The sequence below is a fragment of the Variovorax glacialis genome (assembly GCF_051216375.1).
GTDB lineage: Bacteria > Pseudomonadota > Gammaproteobacteria > Burkholderiales > Burkholderiaceae_C > Variovorax.
Genome location: NZ_JBPJZT010000011.1, coordinates 78,629 through 101,792, shown reverse-complemented (window position 1 = coordinate 101,792; position 23,164 = coordinate 78,629). Strand labels below are relative to the sequence as shown.

At 66.5% G+C, this 23,164-nt stretch carries 22 protein-coding genes; 13 read left to right on the top strand and 9 right to left on the bottom strand.

All coding sequences use genetic code 11. The features are described from left to right. The first annotated feature begins 54 nt into the window (after positions 1-54). Entirely contained in the window at positions 55-1,524 is a 1,470-nt protein-coding gene (gene zwf / locus ACSFBL_RS25475) for a glucose-6-phosphate dehydrogenase (protein ID WP_435518604.1), read from the top strand. Between the two features lie 112 nt (positions 1,525-1,636). Here the strand turns inward: zwf and ACSFBL_RS25470 are convergent, their stop codons facing one another. From ACSFBL_RS25470 to ACSFBL_RS25440, 7 genes are all read right to left on the bottom strand, one after another. After that, positions 1,637-2,629 carry an ABC transporter ATP-binding protein gene (locus ACSFBL_RS25470; protein WP_435518603.1) on the bottom strand — a complete coding sequence of 331 codons (993 nt, stop codon included), beginning with the start codon at positions 2,627-2,629 and terminating at the stop codon, positions 1,637-1,639. Further along, the gene (locus ACSFBL_RS25465) at positions 2,626-3,618 is read right to left on the bottom strand and encodes an ABC transporter ATP-binding protein (protein ID WP_435518602.1); all 993 of its coding nucleotides are present in this window, start codon (positions 3,616-3,618) and stop codon (positions 2,626-2,628) included. The genes ACSFBL_RS25470 and ACSFBL_RS25465 overlap by 4 nt, the downstream gene beginning before the upstream one ends. A gap of 19 nt (positions 3,619-3,637) precedes the next feature. Next, a complete protein-coding gene (locus tag ACSFBL_RS25460; protein ID WP_435518601.1) occupies positions 3,638-4,549 on the bottom strand; it encodes an ABC transporter permease in 912 nt (303 codons plus the stop codon). A 65-nt stretch (positions 4,550-4,614) separates the two neighbouring features. Next, a complete protein-coding gene (locus ACSFBL_RS25455) occupies positions 4,615-6,210 on the bottom strand; it encodes an ABC transporter substrate-binding protein (protein ID WP_435518600.1) in 1,596 nt (531 codons plus the stop codon). A 28-nt stretch (positions 6,211-6,238) separates the two neighbouring features. Next, positions 6,239-7,492 (bottom strand): M20 aminoacylase family protein, encoded by a 1,254-nt coding sequence (locus ACSFBL_RS25450; protein WP_435518599.1) that lies wholly within the window; start codon positions 7,490-7,492, stop codon positions 6,239-6,241. Next, a complete protein-coding gene (locus ACSFBL_RS25445) occupies positions 7,492-8,472 on the bottom strand; it encodes an ABC transporter permease (protein WP_435518598.1) in 981 nt (326 codons plus the stop codon). Before ACSFBL_RS25445 ends, ACSFBL_RS25450 begins: the two co-directional genes overlap by 1 nt. A 164-nt stretch (positions 8,473-8,636) precedes the next feature. After that, the gene (locus ACSFBL_RS25440) at positions 8,637-9,917 is read right to left on the bottom strand and encodes a porin (protein ID WP_435518679.1); all 1,281 of its coding nucleotides are present in this window, start codon (positions 9,915-9,917) and stop codon (positions 8,637-8,639) included. Positions 9,918-10,200: 283 nt separating this feature from the next. Between ACSFBL_RS25440 and coq7 the strand changes: the two genes are divergently transcribed. After that, positions 10,201-10,830 carry a 2-polyprenyl-3-methyl-6-methoxy-1,4-benzoquinone monooxygenase gene (gene coq7 / locus ACSFBL_RS25435; RefSeq protein ID WP_435518597.1) on the top strand — a complete coding sequence of 210 codons (630 nt, stop codon included), beginning with the start codon at positions 10,201-10,203 and terminating at the stop codon, positions 10,828-10,830. Between the two features lie 22 nt (positions 10,831-10,852). On the opposite strand, the gene ACSFBL_RS25430 is transcribed toward coq7, so the two are convergent. Next, entirely contained in the window at positions 10,853-11,302 is a 450-nt protein-coding gene (locus tag ACSFBL_RS25430; protein ID WP_435518596.1) for an OsmC family protein, read from the bottom strand. A gap of 251 nt (positions 11,303-11,553) precedes the next feature. Between ACSFBL_RS25430 and ilvA the strand changes: the two genes are divergently transcribed. Next, complete coding sequence (ilvA, locus tag ACSFBL_RS25425) at positions 11,554-13,107, top strand: threonine ammonia-lyase, biosynthetic (RefSeq protein ID WP_435518595.1); 1,554 nt, start codon at positions 11,554-11,556, stop codon at positions 13,105-13,107. Between the two features lie 4 nt (positions 13,108-13,111). On the opposite strand, the gene ACSFBL_RS25420 is transcribed toward ilvA, so the two are convergent. Next, complete coding sequence (locus tag ACSFBL_RS25420; protein WP_435518594.1) at positions 13,112-13,624, bottom strand: type II secretion system protein N; 513 nt, start codon at positions 13,622-13,624, stop codon at positions 13,112-13,114. 64 nt (positions 13,625-13,688) lie between these two features. Here ACSFBL_RS25420 and gspG point away from each other — a divergent pair, with 64 nt between their 5' ends. The 10 genes from gspG to gspE all read left to right on the top strand — a co-directional run bounded on the left by gspG (position 13,689) and on the right by gspE (position 23,146). After that, on the top strand, positions 13,689-14,129 hold the full coding sequence (gspG, locus tag ACSFBL_RS25415) for a type II secretion system major pseudopilin GspG (RefSeq protein ID WP_435518593.1): 441 nt from the start codon (positions 13,689-13,691) through the stop codon (positions 14,127-14,129). After that, a complete protein-coding gene (locus ACSFBL_RS25410; protein WP_435518592.1) occupies positions 14,104-14,607 on the top strand; it encodes a type II secretion system protein in 504 nt (167 codons plus the stop codon). The genes gspG and ACSFBL_RS25410 overlap by 26 nt, the downstream gene beginning before the upstream one ends. Then, positions 14,604-14,978 (top strand): type II secretion system minor pseudopilin GspI, encoded by a 375-nt coding sequence (gene gspI / locus ACSFBL_RS25405; protein ID WP_435518591.1) that lies wholly within the window; start codon positions 14,604-14,606, stop codon positions 14,976-14,978. Before ACSFBL_RS25410 ends, gspI begins: the two co-directional genes overlap by 4 nt. Next, the gene (locus tag ACSFBL_RS25400) at positions 14,978-15,622 is read left to right on the top strand and encodes a PulJ/GspJ family protein (protein WP_435518590.1); all 645 of its coding nucleotides are present in this window, start codon (positions 14,978-14,980) and stop codon (positions 15,620-15,622) included. Before gspI ends, ACSFBL_RS25400 begins: the two co-directional genes overlap by 1 nt. Continuing rightward, positions 15,619-16,731 (top strand): type II secretion system minor pseudopilin GspK, encoded by a 1,113-nt coding sequence (gene gspK / locus ACSFBL_RS25395; protein ID WP_435518589.1) that lies wholly within the window; start codon positions 15,619-15,621, stop codon positions 16,729-16,731. Before ACSFBL_RS25400 ends, gspK begins: the two co-directional genes overlap by 4 nt. A 131-nt stretch (positions 16,732-16,862) precedes the next feature. Then, positions 16,863-18,071: a type II secretion system protein GspL gene (gspL, locus tag ACSFBL_RS25390; RefSeq protein WP_435518588.1), complete on the top strand. Its 1,209-nt coding sequence runs from the start codon at positions 16,863-16,865 to the stop codon at positions 18,069-18,071. Next, positions 18,068-18,637: a type II secretion system protein GspM gene (gspM, locus tag ACSFBL_RS25385; protein WP_435518587.1), complete on the top strand. Its 570-nt coding sequence runs from the start codon at positions 18,068-18,070 to the stop codon at positions 18,635-18,637. Before gspL ends, gspM begins: the two co-directional genes overlap by 4 nt. Positions 18,638-18,641: 4 nt before the next feature. Next, positions 18,642-19,442, top strand: coding sequence for a type II secretion system protein N (gene gspN / locus ACSFBL_RS25380; RefSeq protein ID WP_435518586.1), 801 nt, complete (start codon positions 18,642-18,644; stop codon positions 19,440-19,442). A 2-nt stretch (positions 19,443-19,444) separates the two neighbouring features. Then, complete coding sequence (gene gspD / locus ACSFBL_RS25375; protein WP_435518585.1) at positions 19,445-21,718, top strand: type II secretion system secretin GspD; 2,274 nt, start codon at positions 19,445-19,447, stop codon at positions 21,716-21,718. Positions 21,719-21,727: 9 nt separating this feature from the next. Next, positions 21,728-23,146, top strand: coding sequence for a type II secretion system ATPase GspE (gene gspE, locus ACSFBL_RS25370; protein WP_435518584.1), 1,419 nt, complete (start codon positions 21,728-21,730; stop codon positions 23,144-23,146). Positions 23,147-23,164: the final 18 nt, after the last annotated feature.

The window sequence follows — 23,164 nt, the reverse complement described above, 5'->3', positions numbered from 1 at the left end:
AGTACCATTCGCTGGCGAGCATGCTCGCTCTTCACTACACAAACGGATGTATCCATGAGTTTCGATCTCGTCCTCTTCGGCGGCACCGGTGATCTCGCATGGCGAAAGCTGATGCCCGCCCTGTTCCAGGCATTCCGTCACGGCAGCCTGCCCGAAGACGGCCGCATCATCGGCGTGGCGCGCGACGACCTGTCCGACGATGCCTACCGCGAATTGATCCAGTCGCGCTTCGAGGCCGTCGAAGGCGCCAAACGGCCATCGCCCGAGGAGTTCAAGAAGTTTGCGTCGATCCTTTACTTCCTGCGCATGGACCTCTCGCAGCCGGCGGACTACCAGAAGCTGGCCGAAAAGCTGAAGGCACGCAATGCCGGCACGGTGGTGATGTACCTGGCGACTGCGCCTGCGCTCTTCACGCAGGTCGTCGAGCAGATCGCCGCGGCCGGCCTCAACGGGCCGCAGACGCGCGTCGTGCTCGAGAAGCCGCTGGGCCACGACCTGGCCTCGAACCGCGCCATCAACAAGGCCGTGTGCAAGGTGCTCGGGGAGCACCAGGTGTTCCGCATCGACCACTACCTCGGCAAGCCCTCGGTGCAGAACCTGTTCGCGATGCGCTTCGGCAATGCGCTCTTCGAGCCGATCTGGCGCCGCGAACACATCGCGAACATCCAGATCACGATCGCCGAGGATCTGGGCGTGGAAAAGCGCGGCAGCTTCTACGACCAGACCGGCGCGCTGCGCGACATGGTCCAGAACCACGCGTTGCAACTCGTCTGCGCGATCGGCATGGAGCCGCCGATCAACGCGCATGCCGATGCAATCCGGGACGAAAAGCTCAAGGTGTTGCGCGCCCTGAAGCCATGGACCGCCGAATCCATCGGCCTGCATGCCATTCGCGGCCAGTACGCCGCGGGCACGGCCTACGGCGAACGCGTGCAGGGCTACCGCGACGAACCGGGCGTCGACCCCGAGAGTCGCACCGAGACCTTCGTGGCGCTGCGCACCGAAATCGCCAACTGGCGCTGGGCCGGCGTGCCGCTCTATATCCGCACAGGCAAGCGCCTGGCCTCGCGCGACGCGCGAATCGAAGTGAACTTCAAGCCGACGCCGCATGCCATCTTCCGCGCGCCGGCCAGTTCGGTGAACAAGCTGGTGATCAACCTGCAGCCCAAGGACGGCCTGGAACTGCACATGCTCGCGCAGGCGCAGGACAACCGCCAGCGCAACGGCAATCGCCATGCGGGTCCGCAACTGGCACCGGTGCAACTCGACCTCGATTTCGACAAGCGATTCGGGTCCGAGCGCGTGGGCGCCTACGAGCGGCTGCTGCTCGATGTGATCGATGGCCGGCTGAACCTGTTCGTGCGCAGCGACGAGCAGGAAGAGGCATGGCGCTGGGTCGAGCCGCTGATCGACAGCTGGGCCTCGGACGGTGTGCCGCGCCCGTATGCGGCCGGTACCTGGGGACCGAGCGCATCGAGCGCCATGATTGCGCGCGACGGCTACGCCTGGGGAGAGGAGCAGTAACACCCCCAGGCTTCGCGCACTTCGTGTCGCTTCGCCTACCCCCTTGCAGGGGGCGCCGCCTTGCGGCCCGGCGGAGCCGGTTCCGTGGCGGCTCCCGGATGGGGGAACCTGTTCAGGCTCTGTTTTCTTCTACTGCGTGGCAGGCGACCTGGACGCCGCGCAGCATCTGGAGCGCGGGGCGCTCTGTCTTGCAGCGCTCGTTGGCCAGGGGGCAGCGGGGATGGAAGGTGCAGCCCGTGGGTGGATTGAGGGGGTTCGGAACCTCGCCTTGCACCGGCGTGCGGCGGCGGCCGGTGTGCTTCATCTGCGGGATCGCATCCAGCAGCATGCGCGTGTAGGGATGCTGCGGTGAATCGAAGAGCGCGTGCTTGTCGGCCACCTCGACCAGGCGGCCCAGGTACATCACGCCGACCTGGTCGGCGACGTGGCGCACCACCGCGAGGTTGTGCGAGATGAAGAGGTAGGTCAGTCCCTGCTCGCGCTGCAGGTCCTTCATGATGTTGAGTACCTGGGCCTGCACGCTGACGTCGAGCGCGGACGTGGGCTCGTCGCACACGAGGAACTCGGGCTCTGTCGCCAGCGCGCGCGCGATGGAAATGCGCTGGCGCTGGCCGCCGGAGAACTGGTGCGGGTACTTCACCATGTCGAGCGGACTGAGGCCGACCGACTTCAGCAGTTCGCCGACGCGCGCCTTGAGTTCGGGGCCCTTGTCCAGGATGCCGTGCTCGCGCAGGGGTTCGCCGACGATGTCCTCGACGATCCATCGCGGGTTGAGGCTGGCATACGGATCCTGGAAGATCATCTGGATGCGGCGACGCAAGGTGCGGCCCTGCGGTGTCTTGAAGGCCGCGTGCGCGTCCTGGCCGTCGAACTGCATGCCGCCCCGCGTGGGTGCGTACAGGCCCACCAGCAGGCGTGCCACGGTGCTCTTGCCGCATCCGGATTCACCCACCAGCGCGAGCGTCTTGCCGCGTTCGATCGAGAAGCTCACGCCATCGACGGCCTTCAGCATCACGCGCGGCTTGCGCTCCAGCACGCGGTTGAGCCAAGGCGGCGAGACGTCGAAGCTCTTCGCGAGATCGTGGGCCTGCACCAGCGTGGTCATGCCAGACCTCCGTAGGCAGGCGAAGCCGTGTGGGCTTCGTGCAGCCAGCATGCGGCCCGGGTCGCGCCGGCGTTGAGCAGGTCCGGGCGCTCGACCAGGCAGTGGTCGAACACGCGCGGACAGCGCGGGTTGTAGGCGCACCCCCTGGGGATGGCATTGAGCCGGGGCATCGCGCCGTCGATCTGGTTGAGGCGTTCGCGGTCCATCGTCATGTCGGGGATGGCGGCCATCAGGCCCGAGGTGTAGGGATGGGCGGGTTGATGGATGACTTCATGCACGGGCCCGATCTCGGCCACGCGGCCCGCGTACATCACGGCCACGCGATCGCAGGTCTCGGCAATCACGCCCATGTCGTGGGTGATCAGCATCACGGCGGCGCCACGCTCCTTGCAGATGCCCTTGAGCAACTGGATGATCTGCGCCTGGATCGACACGTCCAGCGCGGTGGTGGGCTCGTCCGCGACGATCAGCTTCGGCTCGGCCGCGAGCGCCAGCGCAATCACGACGCGCTGGCGCATGCCGCCGGAGAACTGGTGCGGAAAGTGATCGATGCGTTGCGAGGCACCTGGAATGCCGGTGTCCTCCAGCAGGCCGATGGCGCGCCGGCGCGCCTCTTCCTCGGTAACCGGGAGGTGCGTGCGGATGGTTTCGATCAGCTGCCGGCCGATCGTGTAGAGCGGGTTCAGCGACGTCAGCGGATCCTGGAAGATCGCGCCGATCTTGCGTCCGCGGATGTGGCGCATGGCCTCGTGGCCGAGGTTGTCGATGCGCTGGCCTTCGAGCACGATCTGCCCGCCCGCCACGCGACCGGGGGGTTCGAGCAGCCCGATGATCGCGGCGCCCGTGAGGGACTTGCCCGCCCCGGACTCACCCACCACGCCGAGGATCTCGCCCGGCGCGATGTCGAAGGAAATGTCGTCCAGCGCGCGCAGCGCACCGCGGCGGTTCGGGAATTCGACAACGAGGTTGCTGACCTGGAGAAGGCTCATGGACGTGCTTCCTTCGTGGTCAGCGCAGCCGCGGGTTGAGCGCATCGCGCAACCAGTCGCCGAGCAGGTTCACGCTCAGCGAGATGAGCACCAGCATCAGGCCCGGGAAGACGGTGATCCACCATTCGCCGGAGAACAGGTAGTCCCGGCCGGTGTTGATCAGCGTGCCCAGCGACGGCGAGGTCGGCGGCACGCCGACGCCCAGAAAGGAAAGCGTGGCTTCGGTGATGATCGCGGTCGCGACGTGGATGGTCGCGAGCACCATCACCGGCCCCATCACATTGGGGAGCACGTGCCGCAGCATGATGCGCACGGAGGGTACGCCGGTGACGCGCGCGGCCTGCACATATTCCTTCTGGCGCTCCACGAGGGTCGAGCCGCGCACCGTGCGCGCGTACTGCACCCATCCGGTGAGCGCGATCGCGATGATGAGCACGCCGAAGGCAAGCGAGCCATGGGCATCGGGAAAGAGTGCGCGGCCGATGCCTGCGATCAGCAGCGCGACAAGGATCGGCGGGAAGGAGAGCATCACGTCGCACAGGCGCATGAGGAAGGCATCGAGCCAGCCGCCGAAGAAGCCCGCCGCGAGCCCCAGGGACACGCCCACCACCATCGACACCAGCACCGACACCACGCCCACCACGAGCGAGATCCGTGCGCCGTACATGAGCGCCGACAGGATGTCGCGCCCCTGGTCGTCGGTACCGAAAACGAACTTGCGCGTACCCTCCGCGCTCCAGGCTGGCGGCAGCCGTGCATCGCCCAGTTCGAGCGAGGCGAGATTGAACGGATCGTGCGGCGCGACCCAGTTGGCGAAGATGGCGCAGAACACGCAGACGAAGGCGATCACGGCCGCGAGCATTGCGACGGGCGAGGTGCGGAAACTGTGACCGACATCGCTGTCCAGCCAACGGGCAAGGGTTTTGTTCATCGTGGGAGCGACAGCAAGCGAAAACGGGGCCCGCGTGGCGGGCCCCCGCACGGATCATCGGGCCATCAAGGCTGCTGTTGCGGCTTGATGCTCATCCACTTGAAGAACATGAAGTTGTCGGCGAGTTGCGTCAGCTCGACCTTCTTGCTCACGCCCCAGGCCAGCGACTGCTGGTGCAGCGGCAGGTGACCGACGTCGTCCGAATGGATCTTGAAGGCTTCCTTGATCATCTCGTTGCGCTTGTCCTTGTCCGTCTCCGACTGGATTTTCTTGGTGAGCTCATCGAGCTTCGGATTGCAGTAGGCACCGAGGTTGAACTGGCCCGTGCCCTTGTCGTCGGGGCAGGCCATCAGCGAGCTCAGCGCGTTGTGCGAGTCGTAGGTGGTGGGGGTCCAGCCGAGCATGTAGAAGCTGGTGTCGCGGCGCAGCACCTTCGGGAAGTAGCTGCCCTTGGTCTCGGCCACGAGATTGACCTTGACGCCGATGCGCGCGAGGCCGGCGGCGACGCCCTGGCAGATCTGGGCATCGTTCACGTAGCGGTCGTTCGGGCAGTTCATCGACACTTCGAAGCCGTTCGGATAGCCCGCGTCGGCGAGCAGCTTCTTGGCGGCTTCGACGTCGTAGGGCAGGCGCTTGTCCTGGTCGGCCGTCCATCCGTTGATGCCGGGACCGACCATCAGCGCGGTCGGCCGAGAGGCGCCGCGCATCACGGTGCGCTGGATGCCGGCGATGTCGATGGCCTGGTAGAACGCCTGGCGGACACGCTTGTCCTTGAACGGGTTCTTGCCCTTGATGTTGGAGTAGAGCAACTCGTCACGCTTCTGGTCCATGCCCAGGAAGATGGTGCGCAGCTCGGGCCCGGTGATGACGCGCGCATTGGGGCTCGAATTGATGCGTGCGATGTCCTGCACCGGCACCGGCTCCATCACGTCGACTTCGCCGGACACCAGCGCGGCGACGCGCGTGGCCGGATTGGCGATGGGCGTGAAGATGATCTCCTGCGCGTTGCCCTCGATCTTGCCCCAGTAGGTCGGGTTGCGGGTGAAGACGGTGCGCACGTCGGGCTGGCGTTCGCGCACGCGGAACGGGCCGGTGCCGTTGGCCTTGAAGGACGCGGTGTTCTCGACGCCCTTGCGCTTGTCGACCGGCTTGGCGGCACCGTTCTCCTCGCACCACTTCTTGCTCATGATCATGGTGAGCGTGATCACGTCGGGCAGGATCGGGAACGAGCCGTTGGTCTCGATGTCGACGGCGTAGTCGCCCGCCTTGCGCACTTCCTTGATGTCGCTGAGCGTGGCTTTCATGTCGGAGCCATCACCCTTCGCGCGTGCGAAAGTAAACACGACGTCATCGGCTGTGAACGGGGTCCCGTCATGGAACTGCACGCCCTTGCGCAGTTCGAAGCGCCAGACGGTCGGCGAGGTCTGCTTCCAACTCGTCGCCAGTAGCGGCGCGAGGCTCAAATCCTTGTTGCGGCCAACCAACGGCTCGTAGGCGTTGGCGGTCACGCTGAGCTGGAGCGACTCGTTGAGCGAATGGGGATCGAGCGAGAGTGCGTCTCCCTGGTTCGCGATGCGGATGGTTTGCGCACCGGCCATCAAGCTCGCCGTCGCCAGGATGGACAAGACTGCCGCGGCGACGATGTTTTTTTTCAGACTCATGAGAGCACTCCTCGGGGTTGGAAAATCTTCAAGTGGCCGCAGAGGCCATCTCGCTTCGGGATGCCCCGGCCGCGGCGGCCAATGGCATGCCTTGTTCGACCAGGCCCGCGTGCAAGGCAGCACCAAGCGGCAGGATCTCGTCGTTGAAGTCGTAGCGGCTGTTGTGAAGGAAGGCGCCGCCGCGCGCGTCCTGCCCGATGCGCAGATAGGCGCCCGCCTTTTTCTGCAGCATGAACGAAAAATCTTCCGCACCCATGCTCGGCTCCATGTTGCGCTCGACGTTGTGCGCGCCGACGAGCGACTGCGCGACGTCGCCGGCAAACTGGGCCTCCGGCGCGGTGTTGATGGTGGCGGGATAGATGCGCTCGAAGCTCACGCGCGCCGTGGCACCGAAGCCGGTGGCAACTGCGGCACAGAGCTCGGACAGGCGACGCTCCACCTGCTCCTGCACCCGCGAGCTGAAGGTGCGCACCGTGCCCACCAGCGTGGCCTTGCCCGGCACGACGCTCATCGCGCCGAGGTCGCCGGCATTGACCGCGCAGATGCTGATCACCGCCGCATCAATCGGCCTCACATTGCGCGACACGATGCTCTGCACGGCAGTGATGATGTGCGCCGACACCAGCACCGGGTCGACCGTCAGGTAGGCGTGAGCGCCGTGTCCACCCTTGCCGGTGACTTCGATGGTGATGCGATCGGCCGCAGCCATCATCGCGCCGCGGTTGATGCCGACAGTGCCGGCCGGCATGCCCGGCCAGTTGTGCATCGCAAACACTGAGTTGACGGGGAAGCGATCGAAAAGGCCGTCCTCGATCATCACGCGCGCACCGGCAAAGCCCTCTTCGCCGGGCTGGAAGATCAGGACGGCCGTGCCATCGAAGTTGCGCGTCTCCGCAAGATAGCGCGCCGCGCCGACCAGCATTGCCGTGTGACCGTCATGGCCGCAGCCGTGCATGAGGCCCTGTTTGGCGGAGCGCCAGGAGAAATCGTTGTCCTCGCACATCGGCAAGGCATCCATGTCCGCCCGCAGGCCCAGCATGCGGCCGCTGGCCGTCGATGCGCCTCGGATCACTCCCACCACGCCGGTCTTGCCGATGCCTGTATGGATTTCGTCGACCCCGCAGGCCTTCAATGCTTCTTTCACACGGCCGGATGTGTAGACCTCTTCGAAACCCAGTTCCGGATGCGCATGCAGGTCGCGGCGAAACGCGGTGATCTCGGGGTAGAAGCGGGAGATGTGGGCGAAGGCCCGCCCCGATGCCTGCAGGCGCTGCTGCGTCATTAGTGACCTCCTGCGTTGCCGATCCGCAACCGGGGATCGACAACGAAATAAAGCAAATCGACCACGAGATTGATGACGACGAATATCAATGCAATCAGGCAGAGATAGGCAGCCATGACCGGAATATCGGCATAGGTGACGGACTGGATGAACAGCAGGCCCATGCCGGGCCACTGGAATACCGATTCCGTGATGATCGAGAAGGCGATCAGACCACCGAGTTGAAGCCCGGTAATGGTCATGACAGGCACCAATGTGTTCTTCAATGCATGTCCAAAATGGATCGCACGGTCGGAAAGGCCGCGTGCGCGAGCGAACTTGATGTAGTCGGTGCGCAGCACTTCGAGCATCTCGGCGCGCACGAGCCGCATGATCAACGTGAGTTGGAAGATGGCGAGTGTGACCGCGGGCAACACGATGTGCATCCAGCCATCGGTCCTCAGCAGGCCTGTGCTCCACCAGCCGAGCCGCACGGTGTCGCCGCGCCCGAAGCTCGGGAACCAGCCGAGCAGCACGGCGAAGACGAGGATCAGCAGGATGCCGATCAGGAAGGTGGGCAACGACACGCCGAGCAGGGAAATCGTCATGAACACCTGGCTCATGAAGGTGCCGCGGCGCAATGCCGTGTAGACGCCCATCGGGATGCCGATGGCCAATGCAAGGACGGCAGCGACGAGTGCCAACTCCAGCGTGGCGGGAAAGCGTTCGCCGATCAGGCGCGACACCTTCGCGCCCTGACGCAGGCTGAGACCGAACTCGCCTTGCGCGGCATTGACCAGGAAATGCCAGAACTGCACGAAGAAGGGCTTGTCGAGACCGAGGCCTTCGCGGAGTTCGCGAATCTGCTCGGGCTTGGCGTCCTGCCCCAGCAGGAACACGACCGGGTCACCGACGTACTGGAAGAGAAGGAAGGCGATGAAGGCGACCGCGACCATCACGATCACGGCCTGGATCAGGCGGCGCAGTACGAAAGCGATCATTCAACGGACGAAGTTTTCAATCATGCTAGCAGAGCAAAGTACGTGCCCATGCGGGGGTTCCCCGGGGGTGCGATGCATGGCTCGCCGCAACGAAAAAAGCCATCCGACTTTCGTCGGATGGCTTTCAAGAACTTCCCTTGATGCTGGCTTGCGCCAGCGTCAGATCAGAAAGCGTGACGGATACCGAAGTCGTAACCCATCGAGCTCTTCGGGGTCACCGGGCCGGTCAAGGCAGAGGGCTGGACGAATTGCGGGCCGCCGGTCACGAGGTCAGCGCCATCCTTGTTGTTGACGTAAGCAGCCGTTGCGTACAGAGCCGTGCGCTTCGACAGGTTGTGCACGTAGCCAACAGCAATCTTGTCAGCCTTCGGATCGGCGAACACACCGAAAACCTGGTTCAGAGGTTGGCGGGTGTTGTCGTACTTGACGGCCGAGTAGGCGATGCGGATCAGGCCAGGACCGACCGGCACGGTCGCACCCAGCAGCCAGCCCTTGGCACGCGGGTCAGAGAAGCCGAACGAATTGAACACCGTAATGGTGGAATTGTCGGTCTTCAGCTTGGCGTCCGAGTATTCGCCGAACAGCTTGACAACGCCGAAGTCGTACGAAGCGCCGATGTTGGCGGTATCGAGGTTCTGCGTGGTACCTGCGTAGAAGTTGCTGGCCACGGTGGATTCACCGTAGGCGATAGCAACGTCGAGCGGGCCGTTGGCGTAGCCGACGCGACCACCGACATAGCGACCGGCACGTGCGTTGTTGCCAACGGCAGCGAGTGCCGGATTGGCGATGATTGCGGCAGTGGTCGGAGGCGTCAGGTTGCCCGGATCGTAGCTCACGTTCTCGTTGAACGCATACATCAACTGACCGTAGAAGCCACCCAGGTTCGGCGGCAGGAAGTAGCCGACCGAGTTGCTGGCGCGCACGTACTGGTTGTTAGCGGTGAAACCGTTGGTGAGCTGGCCGCTGGAGCTAAAGCCGTTCGCCGTCGAGATCAGGTTGGTACCAACGCCGTTGGTGCCGAACGGATCGAACACGGTGTCGTTCCAGAACGTCGGGGTGTAGTCGCGACCGATGCGGACTTCACCGAATGCACCCGACAAGCTCACCGTCGAACGACGGTTGAAGTTCAGGCCACCGCCAGTGACGAACGGAGCATTGCTGCCACCTGCGCCGGTGTCGTTGTTCAGACCGGCTTCCAGCCAGAAGCTGGCTGCCAGGCCACCACCGAGGTCTTCCGTGCCACGGAAGCCCAGACGGCTGGAGTTGTAGCCCGAGGTGGATTGCGCCCACTGGCTCGTCTTGAACTGCTGGCCGAAAGCGTTTTCGGTCTTTTGTTCGTAGTAGCTGACGCCAGCGTCAACCACACCGAAGAGGGTGACAGACGACTGAGCCGAGGCAACACCGGCAACAGCCAGAGCAGCCAGGGCAACTAGAGATTTTTTCATTGCAAGTTTCTCCAAGGTTAAACATAGGGCTCCGGTGCGAAGGGCTCACCGTGACTGGCACTTTCGTGCTCCCACCGGACCCCGGGCCAACCTCCTTTTGGGAAGTTGTCGCTATTGCACCAGAGCCGCTTCATCAGGGCAAAACAATTCGCCCGAAAACATGGGCGCTCCGGGCGTTTCGTTGCAGCAGTGCAACAAAGGTTCTGAGGCATTTGCGACACCACCATGCGGAAGGAATCCATCCCGCAGTTGTGTCTTTTTGTGTTTGGGGTCCAATCCGTTCATGACCCCATCCCTCGACTCCGCCCTGACAGTGGCAGACGCGGCGCTGCGCACACTTTTTGCCAAGCCTCATGCCACCCGGGAAGCCCCCGCGCCGGCAAGCCCCGAAGGCACGCTGACCGAATCCGAGCGACGTGAAGCCGGGGCCTTGATGCGCGTCAACCACGTGGGAGAAGTCTGCGCGCAGGCGCTCTATACAGCGCAAGCGGCCGTGACCAGGGATGCAGGGTTGCGGATGCACTTCAGCGAGGCGGCGCGCGAAGAAACCGACCACCTCGCCTGGACCCAGCAACGGCTCGATGAACTCGGCGCCCATCGCTCGGCGCTGAATCCGTTGTGGTACCTCGGCGCATTCGGCCTCGGCCTTGTTGCCGGGCGGCTCGGCGATTCGCTGAGCCTGGGCTTCGTGGCCGAAACCGAGCGCCAGGTGGAAGCTCACCTCGACGGGCACCTCGACCGCCTGCCCGCGGGCGATACGGCATCGCGCGCGGTCATCAACCAGATGAAACTCGATGAAGCGCGGCACGCGGCGCAAGCCTGGAGCGCGGGCGCCACGGAACTCCCTGCACCGGCCAAGGCCATGATGCGCCTGGCCTCGAAGGTCATGACCACCGTCGCTCACCGCATCTGAGCGACGGCTCCTGCGCCGGCGCTCAGGTTTCGAGCAGATCGAAACTGGTCGTGATCTCCGCGGTCTTGGCCAGCATGACGCTGGCAGAGCAATAGGTGTCGTGACTCAGGGCAATCGCCCGTTCCACGGCGGCCGACGGAATGCCTTTGCCCGCGACGGTGAAATGCATGTGGATCTTCGTGAAGACTTTGGGATCCTTTTCGGCGCGTTCGCTGGTCAGCTTGACGCTGCATCGCTCGACCTGATGACGTCCACGCTTGAGGATGAGCACCACGTCGTAGGCCGTGCATCCGCCGGTCCCGGCAAGCAACGTCTCCATGGGGCGCGGCGCGAGGTTCTGCCCGCCGTTTTCGGGCTTCGCGGCATCGGGCGCGCCATCCATCATGAGGACGTGGCCCGTGCCGGTCTCGGCGACGAAGCCCATCGCCGACCGCGTTCCGGCATTGCCGGTCCAACTCACTGTGCATTCCATCTTTGCTGACTCCGGGACGCGCAACGAGGCCAGGGCGCCCTCGTCGGCGAGATTAGTGTTCGAAAAGCGCAACTCGCTTGTTGCAATGCAACAAACAGTCGATATACTTTATTTCATTGCACACCGACGCGTGTGCGCAGGTTGTCTCCTCCACCCTCCCAATTGGTGGATTTAGCCCCGAGCCGCAAGGCCCGGGGCTTTTTTCTTGGGGCTCCGATCCCCGGCGTCCGCGGGCCTATGATCGCGGCCCTATGTCCACGCCGACCCCGCCTCTCACCCCCGCCGACTACCTCAAGAAAATCCTCAACGCGCGCGTCTACGACGTCGCGGTGGAGTCGGCCCTGGAGCCCGCGCGCGCGCTGAGCGCAAGGCTCGGCAACACCGTCCTGCTCAAGCGTGAAGACCAGCAGCCGGTGTTCAGCTTCAAGCTGCGCGGCGCATACAACAAGATGGCGCATCTCAGCGCGGAGCAGCTCGCCAAGGGCGTGATCTGCGCTTCGGCCGGCAATCACGCGCAGGGCGTGGCCCTCGGCGCCCACAGACTCGGCGCCCGCGCGGTCGTCGTCATGCCGGTGACCACGCCCCAGCTCAAGGTCGATGCCGTTCGGGCGCTCGGCGGGGAGGTGCATCTGCACGGCGACAGCTACTCCGACGCCTATGTTTACGCGCTCGAGCAGCAGAAGCAGCAGGGACTGACCTTCGTCCACCCCTTCGACGATCCGGACGTCATCGCCGGACAAGGCACGATCGCGATGGAGATCCTTCGCCAGCACCAGTCGCCGCTGGACGCCGTGTTCGTCGCCATCGGCGGCGGCGGGCTGATCTCGGGCGTCGCCAACTACATCAAGGCCGTGCGTCCCGAGATCAAGGTCATCGGCGTGCAGATGAGCGATTCGGACGCGATGATGCAATCGGTCGCGGCGCATGAGCGCGTGACGCTGTCCGACGTCGGTCTCTTTTCCGACGGCACCGCGGTCAAGCTGGTTGGCGAGGAGACCTTCCGCGTCGCCAGCCAGTTGGTGGACGAGTTCATCACCGTCGACACCGACGCCGTCTGCGCCGCCATCAAGGACGTGTTCATCGACACGCGCAGCATCGTCGAGCCCGCGGGCGCGCTCGCGGTGGCGGCGATCAAGCAGTACGTCGAGGCCCGCGGCACGCGCGGCGAAACCTACGCGGCCATCCTCTGCGGCGCGAACATGAACTTCGACCGACTCCGCTTCGTCGCGGAGCGCGCCGAAGTGGGCGAGGAGCGCGAGGGCCTCTTCGCCGTGACCATTCCCGAGGAGCGCGGCAGCTTCCGGCGTTTCTGCGAGCTGGTCGGCCAGTTGCCGGGTGCCTCCCGCAACGTGACGGAGTTCAACTACCGGATCAGCGATTCGAAAGAGGCCCACGTCTTCGTCGGCCTGACGACCACGACGCGCGGGGAATCGAAGACGATCGCCGACACCTTCGTTGCGCACGGCTTCGGCGCCATCGACCTCACGCACGACGAACTCGCCAAGGAACACATCCGGCACCTGGTCGGTGGCCGCACCGGCCTGGCCCACGACGAGCGACTGCTGCGCTTCGTCTTCCCGGAACGCCCCGGCGCGTTGCTGAAGTTCCTGAGCCTGCTGCGGCCGAACTGGAACATCAGCCTCTTCCACTACCGGAACCAGGGTGCCGACTACGGACGCATCCTCGTCGGCCTGCAGGTGCCCAGCGCGGACAACGCAGCCTTCGACGAGTTCCTGCAGGCGTTGGGCTACCCCTTCGTCGAGGAAACCGCCAACCCCGCCTATCGACTGTTCCTGCAGGCCTGAGCGGCTAGCGCGGCGCACCCGGCGCGACGACCGGAGCCACCGTCGGCACGGGCGGCGGCGACATGACGGCCAGCGGCCGCGTAGGCAACTGGAGCGTGAATGCCACCGCCGAATTCGCGCTGGCGCCGAAAGACGCGGCGCGCGTGGTGACCGACTGCAGCACGTATCCGTCTGCAACCTTCGCACCAACACGAAACGGTTTCGGCGGCTTGCCATCGACCACGAGGAGCGCCGCGCCCTGCCCGTCGCTGTCCGCGATGACGCCGAGCAGCGAGAAGCGGCTGGCGGCCTCCGGCGTGGCCACCACCGTGGCCTGGCTCGGCACGGCGCCCAGCAATTGCGCCACTGCGGCGGGATCCGCGACCGCCTGGGGCGCGGCCACCGCGGGCGGCGCAATGGCATCGGAAGGCGCAGCCAGCCTCAGTCCCCAGAACACGATGCTCGCAGCGGCAAGCGCCCAGAGACCGGTCGTTGCAGTGGCTACAGGCCAGCGGGCAGGGGCATAGGGAACTGACATGGGGCCGGATTATCATTCAGCGAACGAGGCACGTGCTGCCTTCCTACCCTCTCACCCATCTTTCATGTTCCCTTCTCATCGTTCTCTTTCGCGCAGGCTTCAGCGCGGCTTCACCCTGATCGAACTGATGGTCGTCCTGGTCATCATCGGCGTGCTCGCCGCGCTGATCGTGCCCAACGTCATCGAACGCGCCGACGACGCGCGCGTGACGGCGGCCAAGACCGACGTCAACAACATCATGCAGGCGCTCAAGCTCTACCGGCTCGACAACCAGCGCTATCCCACGGCCGAGCAGGGACTGCAGGCCCTGCTCACCCGCCCCACGAATGGCCCCGCAGCGCCCAACTGGAAGCCCTACGTGGAGAAGCTGCCCAACGACCCGTGGGGCCATCCCTACCAGTACCTGAATCCGGGCATCAAGGGCGAGATCGACGTGTTTTCGCTCGGCGCCGACGGCCAGCCCGGCGGCGAAGGCAAGAATGCCGACATCGGCAGCTGGCAGTAACACGCGCTGCCGCTCACCCGAAAACGCTCGCCGCGGGAACGGCGGCTTCACGCTGTTCGAACTACTCGTGGTGATCGCAATCATCGCGCTGGCCACGGCCGGCGTCGGGATGGCGATGCGGGATTCGGGCCAGGCCACGCTGGATCGCGAAGCGGAGCGGCTTGCCGCCCTGCTCGAAGCCGCGCGCGCGCAATCGCGTGCCGCGGGCGTGGCGGTGCGCTGGCGCCCGACGCCCGACGGGCCGGGCAACTTCAGCTTCGATGGGCTGCCATCCAATTCGCTGCCCACGGGCTGGCTCTCCGACGGGATCACGGCCCAGCCGATGACCGCAGATGGCGTCGCAGCACCGGCACTGCAGCTGGGTCCCGATCCGATCATCGCCGCGCAACAGGTGCTGATCACGTCCGACGGTCCGCCGAGCCGCAGCTTGCGCATCGGCACCGACGGCCTGCGTCCCTTCGCCCTGGTGTCGCCATGATCCGGCAACGTCGCCACCGCATGCTCGGCTTCACCCTCATCGAGGTGCTGGTCGCGCTCGGCATCGTCGCCATCGCGCTCATGGCGGGCACGCAGGCGACGATGGCACTCACGCGCAACGCACAGCGCCAGTCCGACGTGATGCTGGCCCAGATGTGCGCCGAGAACGAGCTGATCAAAGCGCGCCTCGCGCGGCAGCTTCCCGCGGTCGGCGACGCGGGCCTGGTCTGCACCCAGGCGAACGTCAACTTCGGCGTCACGGTCTCGACCACGCCGACGCTGAATCCCAACTTCCGCCGCGTCGACGTCTCGGTGCGCGACGCCGACGAGGCACCGGTGCTGCGCCTTTCCACCGTGGTGGGGCGCTACTGATGCGGAAGACGCGCGGCTTCACGCTGATCGAACTCCTGGTCGCGATCTCGGTCATGGCGCTGCTCGCGCTCATGAGCTGGCGCGGTCTCGACGGCATGGCGCGTTCCCAGGCCCTGAACCGCGAACGCGGCGATGCCGTGCTGACGCTGCAGACCACCCTGTCGCAATGGGGTGCCGACCTCGACGCCACCGTGGCGCTGTCGCAGATTCGCGCGATGGACTGGAACGGCCGCGTGCTTCGCCTCACCCGGCGCAGCACCGGCGGCGCCGCGCAGGTCTACGTGGTGGGCTGGACGCTGAGCGCGGACGCAGCGGGAAACGGTCACTGGCGCCGCTGGCAGTCGCCGGGCTTCACGACGCGCGCCGAGTGGCAGCTGGCCTGGGACCGCGCCGCCGCCTGGGCGGAAAACGGCAGCAACGAGGCGCGCGATGCGCAGGTCGACCTGATGCCGGCCGTCGACTGGCAGATCTACTACTTCCGCAACGACAGCTGGTCGCCCGCGGTCAGCGCCGAGGCACTGGGCACCAACACGCCCCTGCCGGACGGTGTGCGCCTGGTCCTGAGCCTCCCGCCCGGCCCCGCGCTGTCAGGCCTGATCACCCGCGACTGGGTGCGTCCTTCGGTCACGGTGCCCAAGACATGAAGCGCGGCCAACACGTTCCGGCGGCGAGGCGTCAACGGGGCGCGGCATTGCTGACGGCCATGCTCACCGTCACGCTGGTCGCGACCTTCGCGACAGCGGCGCTCTGGCAGCAATGGCGCGCAACCGAGATCGAAGGCGCCGAGCGCGCACGCGTGCAATCGGGCTGGATCCTGCTCGGCGCGCTCGACTGGTCACGGCTGATCCTGCGCGAGGACGCGCGCGCCAACGCCGCGACCGGCGGGGCCGACCACCTCGCCGAGCCGTGGGCCATTCCGCTGGAGGAGGCCAAGCTGACCAGCTTCCTGGCTGCGGACAAGAACATCGCCAGCGATGCGCTCGAAGGCCTGCCCGATGCCTTTCTCTCGGGGCGCATCATCGACGCGCAGTCCAAGCTCAACGTGCGGAACCTGGTGGAAGGCGGCAAGCCGGTCGAGTCGTCCGTCAAGGCCTTCACCAAGCTGTTCCAGCTGCTCGATTTGCCGCCCCAGGAGCTCACGTTGATGGTCAGCAACCTGCAGCGGGCCCTCCCGGTCTCCGTGCCTGCCCCGGCCGCCACGGGCACCACCGGAACGACGGCTACCACCGGCACCGCGGCCGCCACCGGCTCGACGCCGGCAGCCACGACGCCGACGACAACCACAACGACGGAAACGGAATCCTCCACATCCGCCACCGGCCCGCTGATGCCGCAGCGCACCTCGCAACTGGTCTGGCTGGGCCTGTCCCCCACCACCGCGGCGGCGCTTGAGCCCTACGTCACCGTGCTGCCGGTCTCCACGCCACTCAACATCAACACGGCCAGCGCGGAAGCCCTTTTCGCCAGCGTGCCGACGCTCGATCTGGCAGGCGCCAAGCGACTGGTCGAACAGCGCGCGCGCGGCTATTTCCGCAGCCTCGCGGACGCCAACAAGCTGGTTCAGCAGACTTCGTCGCAGTTCAACGAAAGCCAGCACAGCATCGGGACCATGTTCTTCGAGGTCCACGCCCGCCTGCGCCTTGAAAGCGCATGGGTCGACGAACAAACGCTGCTCCGGCGTGACGGCATCGAGGTGCGAATCGTCTGGCGAGAACGTGGCGCGGGCGCCACGGTGGCACCGCCCAAATCCTGAACCCGAGACCCCTGCCGCCCCGATTGGATAAAAAATTAGCGCAGCGCCCGTAGCATCTGATTCAGACGCTATCAATTCTGTAGCATCTGTAACGTCCCCACTTCTACAATAGCGACCCTTTCGTCTTATCCATGGCTTTGCTGCTTGTAACCATTCCTAACACGCCCGGATCGGCTGCCGCTGAATACGGCTGGGCGCTGTGGTCAAGCGATGGTCGCAAGTTGCGTTCGCAGGGCAGCGCCCCCGCAGCACTCCTGCCCACGAGCGACGAAATCATCGTGGGCGTTCCCGCCGCGGCGATCTCGTGGCACCAGGTCACCTTGCCGCAGGGCAGCATGAGCGGCGCGGTGCGTCTGCGCTCGGTGCTCGCCGGGCTCCTCGAAGACCGCCTGCTGGACGATCCCGAATCCCTTCACTTCGCGCTCGAACCCGGCGCCCGCGCGGGTGTGCCCGTGTGGGTGGCGGCATGCGATCGCATCTGGCTGCGCAGCGCCGTGCAGGCGCTCGAAGCCGCAGGCCGCCGCGTCACGCGGATCATTCCGGAGTTCGCACCGCGACCGGCCGGATCGCCTTCGATGGTCTTCGCCATTGGCGAGCCGGGCACCGCCCTGTGCGTGGTTTGCGGCGCCGACGGCGTCGCCATGCTGCCGCTCGATGGTGCCGCCCTCGCGCTCGCGGGCCCCCTGCCCCAGGGCTCGACCGCGCTGGCCGAGCCGGCGGTCGCCGAACTGGCCGAAAGCGTGCTCGGCCAACGCATACCGATCGTCAAGCCCGCGGCACGATGGCTTCAGGCCAGCGAATTGCCCTGGGACCTGGCGCAGTTCGACCTCGCGTCCACCGGCCGCGCCCGTGCGAGCAAGAAGTTCGTCGCCATCGCGCGGGCGCTCTGGCGCGGGCCGCAGTGGCGCGCCGCCCGCTGGGGCGTCGTGGTGCTGCTACTCGCACAACTCGTCGGCCTCAACGCATGGGCCTGGAAAGAGCGCAATGCGCTCGATGCCAAGCGCAGCGCGGTACGCAACATCCTGACCCAGACTTTTCCCGCGGTGCAACTCGTGGTCGACGCGCCGGTGCAGATGCAGCGCGAAGTCGCCGCATTGCAGCAGGCGACGGGCGGTGTCACCGCCAGCGACTTCGAGCCCATGCTCGGTGCGGTGGCCGCAAGCCTCCCGCAAGGGCGCGCGCCCACTGCCATCGACTTCAGCGCCGGCCAGCTTCGGCTGCGCGGTCTCGGGCTGCAGGCCGGCGAACTCGGCAACGTGACGGCCGCCCTGTCCTCGCGCGGCTACAACGCCCGCAGCGAAGGCGACCTGCTGCTCGTGCAGGCGGAGGCCACACGATGAAATGGCTCGAAGCCCTGGAAGCGCGCTGGCAGGCCTGGTGGCCCGAGCTCGAAGCGCGGGAGCAACGCATGATCATCATCGCGGCCTCGCTGGTCGCGCTGGCCTTGCTGTGGTGGGTCGCGCTGGCGCCCGCGCTGCGCACGCTGTCGTCGGCGCCGGCCGAGCACGCGCAGATCGACGTGCAGTTGCAGCGTATGACACAGCTGCAAACCCAGGCCAAGGCCTTGCAGTCACAGCCGCGCGCGAGCCGCGACGACGCCATGCGCGGCCTCGAAACCTCGGTGCGCCAGAACCTCGGCCCCAACGCCCAGATGCAACCCGGCGGTGCCGGCGAAGGCGTGACCATCGCACTGCGCGCCGCGCCGGCCGATGCCCTCGCCCAGTGGTTTGCCCAGGCGCGCAGCAACGCACGCGCCGTCCCGCGCGAAGTGCACCTGACACGTAGCGCCCAGAGCAATCCGCCTGCTTCATCCCCGTCCCCCTCTTCGTCCGCTGCCGCCGCGGCAGCCGATGCGTCGCGCGTCCGATGGGACGGCACGATGGTCATGAGCCTGCCGGCCCGCTGATCCCATGGCGACCCGTCCATCCAGCCCCGACGCGCCCGCCAGGACCGGCTGGCGCTGGGCCGTGCTTGGCATGCTGATCGGCGCCTCGCTGGCTCTCGCGCTGTACGCACCGGCCCGCTGGCTCGCCGCGGGCCTGGCCCGATGGAGCAATGGCCACCTGCAACTGGTCAATGCACGCGGCACGGTCTGGACCGGCACGGCCGGCGTCGTGTTCTCGAGCGGCGCCGGCGGCGCCGAGTCGATCTCGCTGCCCGGCACGCTCGCCTGGACCCTGAGGCCGCGCTGGGATGGCGTGACGGCCGCACTCGATCTCCCCTGCTGCGCAGCCAAGCCGCTGGCGTTCAGGGCGCGTCCGCGGGCGAGCGGGCTCGAGCTCGAATGGAGCGACGGCCAATCGCGCTGGCCCGCCGCCATGCTGGCCGGCTTCGGCGCGCCTTGGAACACGCTCAAGCTCGAAGGCATGCTGGACATCTCCACGCAGGCCTTCGTCGTGCGCTCGAACGGTCCGCAGCTCGCGTTCGAAGGCCGCGCATCGCTCGACGCGACCGACATTTCCTCCAGCCTGTCGACCCTGAAACCCATGGGCAGCTACCGGGTTGCCCTGGAGGGCGGCCCGACGCCGACCCTCCTGCTGACCACACGCGACGGCAGCCTGCAACTCAGCGGCAGTGGCCGATGGAACGGCACCGCCTTTCGATTCGACGGCGAAGCCAGCGCAGCGCCGGGCCGGGAAGACGCGCTTTCGAATCTCTTGAACATCATCGGGCGACGCGAAGGCGCGCGCTCGCTCATCACACTGGGTTGACCATGAAGCAAAAGACTTCGTACGGCATCCGCATCGGAACCATCGCGCTCGCTGCGCAGATGCTGATCGCGGCCTGCATTCCCTCGGCGTTCGCGCAGGAGGCACCCCCACCGCAACGCGGCGAACCGATCACGCTGAACTTCACCAATGCCGAGATCGAATCCGTGGCACGCACGATGGCCGTGGTGACCGGCCGCGACGTGGTGGTCGACCCGCGCGTCAAGGGAACGGTCACGCTGCAGACCGATCGCCCGATCTCCCCGAACGCGGCCTTCAACCAGTTCGCCGCGGCGCTGCGCCTGCAAGGCTTCGCGGTCGTGCAATCCGAAGGGCTCTACAAGGTCGTGCCCGAAGCCGATGCCAAGCTGCAGAGCAGCACGGTGACCACTTCCACGCCCACCACGTCGAGCGTCAACGGCAACCAGATCGTCACGCAGATCTTCAAGCTCAACTACGAGTCGGCCAACAACCTGCTGCCGGTGCTGCGTCCGCTGATCGCGCCCAACAACACGATCAACGTGAACCCGGGCAACAACTCGCTGGTCATCACCGACTACGCCGAGAACATGCGCCGCCTCGCACGCATCGTCGCCGCGCTGGACGTGCCGAACGCGTCCGACATCGAGGTGATCCCGCTCAAGCATTCGATCGCCACCGACATGGTGCCGCTGCTCACGCGGCTGCTCGAAGGCGGCGGCACGACCACCGCGGGCGCCGCCACGCCGGGCTCGGTCGACTCCTCGTTCCGCACCACCCTGCTGGCCGAGCCGCGCGGGAACGCGATCATCCTGCGCGCGGCCAATCCGGCGCGCGCCCAGCTGGTCCGCACGCTGGTCGACAAGCTCGACCGTGCGCCTATCGACAGCGGCAACGGTGCCGCCGGCAACGTCTATGTGGTCTACCTGAAGAATGCCGACGCGGTGAAGCTCGCGACCACGCTGCGCGCGGCGATGTCGGCCGGCACCGGCGCCCTCGGCGCGGGCGCCAGCGGCCAGACCGGCACCGCCAACCAGCCCGTTGCGCAGCAACTGAACACGGCACAAGGCGGCCTGACCAGCGCGGCGGCAACCACGCCGCTCAACAACGCCAACCAGCCTTCGACCGGCGGCCAGGTGCAGGCCGACCCGTCGACCAACTCCCTGATCATCACCGCGCCCGAGCCGCAGTACCGGCAGTTGCGCGCCGTGATCGATCGCCTCGACGGCAAGCGCGCCCAGGTCCTGGTCGAAAGCCTGATCGTCGAAGTCAACGCCGACAAGGCGGCCCAGTTCGGCATCCAGTGGCAGACCGGCCTCGGCAACAGCGGGGACCGGAACGTCGGCTTCCTCGGCACCAACTCCAGCACGCCGGGGCCGAACATCATCGACCTCGCGATCGGCCTGGCGACCGGCAACACCGCGACCCGGCCGGCGCAGGGCTTCAACTTCGGCATCGGCAGCAAGTACGGCGGCCAGTACATCCTGAGCTTCATCGCCAACTTCCTGCAGACCAGCGGCGAGGGCAATGTGCTTTCCACGCCGACGCTGCTGACGCTCGACAACGAGGAAGCCAAGATCGTGATCGGCCAGAACGTGCCCTTCCTGACCGGCCAATTCACCAACACCGGTGCGGCCAACGGCTCGGTGAACCCGTTCCAGACCATCGAGCGCAAGGACGTCGGCCTGACCCTGCGCGTGCGACCGACGATCAACGAGGACAACGTCGTCAAGCTGCAGATCTACCAGGAGGTCTCGACCATCCAGGCCTCGACCGTCAACAACGTGAACGGCCCGACCACCAACAAGCGCAGCATCGAGTCGAACGTGGTGGTGGGCGACGGCAGCATCATCGTGCTCGGCGGCCTGCTGCAGGACGACTACTCCAACAGCACCGACAAGATCCCGCTCGCCGGCGACATCCCCATCCTCGGCAACCTCTTCAAGAGCGAGACGCGCACGCGCAACAAGACCAACCTGATGGTGTTCATGCGGCCGGTGGTGGTGCGCGACAGCGCCGTCAGCGACCAGCTCGCCAGCGACCGCTACGAGACGATCCGCGGCATCCAGCAGGCCGCGCAGCCCGAGAAGAACGTGATGCTGAACAGCGTGGACGAGTCCAACATCCTGCCGCCGCTGCCGCAGCTGCCGGCCGGCATGAATGCAAATCGCCGCGTCGAGGGCACCCGCCTGGTGCCGCCGCCGCTCACGCCGAGCGACACGTCGGCGCTGCGGCCCAGTCCCATGAAGGGCGCATTGCCTCCCACGGCCGACCCGGCGACGGCGCGCGAATTGCCCTAGAGTCCGGTCGTGCGTTATCCCCTCCCCTACGCCTTCGCCCGGGGCCAGCAGCTGTTGCTGGAACAGACGGACGAAGGCAACTACACGCTCTGGATGCCCAAGGTGCCGCCGCGCAGCGCGCTGGGCGAAGTGCTGCGCAAGTACCCGGTCAAGACCTTCGAACCGCTGGCCTCCGAGCAACTGGCGCAGCGCATCAGCGCGGCCTACGCGCAGGGCGAATCGAACGCCGCCGCGGTGGTGAGCGAAGTGCAGGGCGATGCCGACCTCTCGCGCATGATGCAGGAACTGCCCGCGGTCGAGGACTTGCTCGAATCGGCCGGCGACGCGCCGATCATCCGGATGCTCAACGCACTGCTCACGCAGGCCGCGCGCGACGGCGCCAGCGACATCCACATCGAGCCTTACGAGCGCACATCGTCGGTGCGATTCCGCATCGACGGCACCTTGCGCGAGGTGGTCCAGCCCAACCGCGCGCTGCACGCCGCGCTGATCTCGCGCCTGAAGATCATGGCGGACCTCGACATCTCGGAGAAGCGCCTGCCGCAGGACGGTCGCATCAGCCTGCGCATCGGCACCCGCGCCGTCGACGTGCGGGTATCGACCTTGCCGTCGGCGCATGGCGAACGCGCCGTGCTGCGTCTGCTCGACAAGTCCGAAAGCAAGCTGACGCTCGAATCGGTCGGCATGCAGGGCGACACGCTCGCGCGCTTCGAGCACCTCATCGGCCAGCCGCACGGCATCATCCTGGTGACCGGCCCGACCGGCTCCGGCAAGACCACCACGCTCTATGCCGCGCTCAGCCGTCTCGATGCGAGCAGCAGCAACATCATGACGGTCGAAGACCCGATCGAGTACGAACTGCCCGGCGTCGGCCAGACGCAGGTCAACGCCAAGATCGAACTGACCTTCGCCAAGGCCCTGCGCGCGATCCTGCGGCAGGACCCGGACGTCATCATGATCGGCGAAATCCGCGACTTCGAGACCGCGCAGATCGCCATCCAGGCATCGCTCACCGGCCACCTGGTGCTGGCGACGCTGCACACCAACGACTCCGTCAGCGCCGTGACCCGCCTGACCGACATGGGCGTCGAACCCTTCCTGCTCAGTTCGTCGCTGCTCGGCGTGCTCGCCCAGCGCCTCGTCCGCAAGCTGTGCCCCGTGTGCTCCATCCCAGCGCCCGGCACCGAAGGCCAACCCGTCGGCTGCGACGCCTGCGGCCAAACCGGCTACCAGGGACGCACCGGCATCTTCGAACTGCTCGTCGCCGACGACACCGTGCAATCCCTCATCCACAACCGCGCCCCCGAAAGCCAGCTCTTCGTCGCCGCCGAACGCGGCGGCCTGCGCTCCATGCGCGAAGACGGCGAACGCCTCCTCAAGGCCGGCGTCACATCGAGAGCCGAACTCCTGAGAGTCACCAGAGACTAGGCCAGCCGGCGCCCCACC

What these genes read in the sequence shown, in the direction of transcription:
- ilvA (WP_435518595.1), top strand. Translation starts at nt 11,554, where the DNA reads ATGTCCACGCCGACCCCGCCTCTCACCCCCGCCGACTACCTCAAGAAA.
- ACSFBL_RS25450 (WP_435518599.1), bottom strand. Translation starts at nt 7,492, where the DNA reads ATGACGCAGCAGCGCCTGCAGGCATCGGGGCGGGCCTTCGCCCACATC.
- zwf (WP_435518604.1), top strand. Translation starts at nt 55, where the DNA reads ATGAGTTTCGATCTCGTCCTCTTCGGCGGCACCGGTGATCTCGCATGG.
- ACSFBL_RS25460 (WP_435518601.1), bottom strand. Translation starts at nt 4,549, where the DNA reads ATGAACAAAACCCTTGCCCGTTGGCTGGACAGCGATGTCGGTCACAGT.
- ACSFBL_RS25400 (WP_435518590.1), top strand. Translation starts at nt 14,978, where the DNA reads ATGCGGAAGACGCGCGGCTTCACGCTGATCGAACTCCTGGTCGCGATC.
- coq7 (WP_435518597.1), top strand. Translation starts at nt 10,201, where the DNA reads ATGACCCCATCCCTCGACTCCGCCCTGACAGTGGCAGACGCGGCGCTG.
- gspL (WP_435518588.1), top strand. Translation starts at nt 16,863, where the DNA reads ATGGCTTTGCTGCTTGTAACCATTCCTAACACGCCCGGATCGGCTGCC.
- ACSFBL_RS25420 (WP_435518594.1), bottom strand. Translation starts at nt 13,624, where the DNA reads ATGTCAGTTCCCTATGCCCCTGCCCGCTGGCCTGTAGCCACTGCAACG.
- gspI (WP_435518591.1), top strand. Translation starts at nt 14,604, where the DNA reads ATGATCCGGCAACGTCGCCACCGCATGCTCGGCTTCACCCTCATCGAG.
- ACSFBL_RS25430 (WP_435518596.1), bottom strand. Translation starts at nt 11,302, where the DNA reads ATGGAATGCACAGTGAGTTGGACCGGCAATGCCGGAACGCGGTCGGCG.
- ACSFBL_RS25445 (WP_435518598.1), bottom strand. Translation starts at nt 8,472, where the DNA reads ATGATCGCTTTCGTACTGCGCCGCCTGATCCAGGCCGTGATCGTGATG.
- gspG (WP_435518593.1), top strand. Translation starts at nt 13,689, where the DNA reads ATGTTCCCTTCTCATCGTTCTCTTTCGCGCAGGCTTCAGCGCGGCTTC.
- ACSFBL_RS25410 (WP_435518592.1), top strand. Translation starts at nt 14,104, where the DNA reads ATGCCGACATCGGCAGCTGGCAGTAACACGCGCTGCCGCTCACCCGAA.
- ACSFBL_RS25455 (WP_435518600.1), bottom strand. Translation starts at nt 6,210, where the DNA reads ATGAGTCTGAAAAAAAACATCGTCGCCGCGGCAGTCTTGTCCATCCTG.
- gspN (WP_435518586.1), top strand. Translation starts at nt 18,642, where the DNA reads ATGGCGACCCGTCCATCCAGCCCCGACGCGCCCGCCAGGACCGGCTGG.
- gspD (WP_435518585.1), top strand. Translation starts at nt 19,445, where the DNA reads ATGAAGCAAAAGACTTCGTACGGCATCCGCATCGGAACCATCGCGCTC.
- gspK (WP_435518589.1), top strand. Translation starts at nt 15,619, where the DNA reads ATGAAGCGCGGCCAACACGTTCCGGCGGCGAGGCGTCAACGGGGCGCG.
- ACSFBL_RS25465 (WP_435518602.1), bottom strand. Translation starts at nt 3,618, where the DNA reads ATGAGCCTTCTCCAGGTCAGCAACCTCGTTGTCGAATTCCCGAACCGC.
- ACSFBL_RS25440 (WP_435518679.1), bottom strand. Translation starts at nt 9,917, where the DNA reads ATGAAAAAATCTCTAGTTGCCCTGGCTGCTCTGGCTGTTGCCGGTGTT.
- gspM (WP_435518587.1), top strand. Translation starts at nt 18,068, where the DNA reads ATGAAATGGCTCGAAGCCCTGGAAGCGCGCTGGCAGGCCTGGTGGCCC.
- ACSFBL_RS25470 (WP_435518603.1), bottom strand. Translation starts at nt 2,629, where the DNA reads ATGACCACGCTGGTGCAGGCCCACGATCTCGCGAAGAGCTTCGACGTC.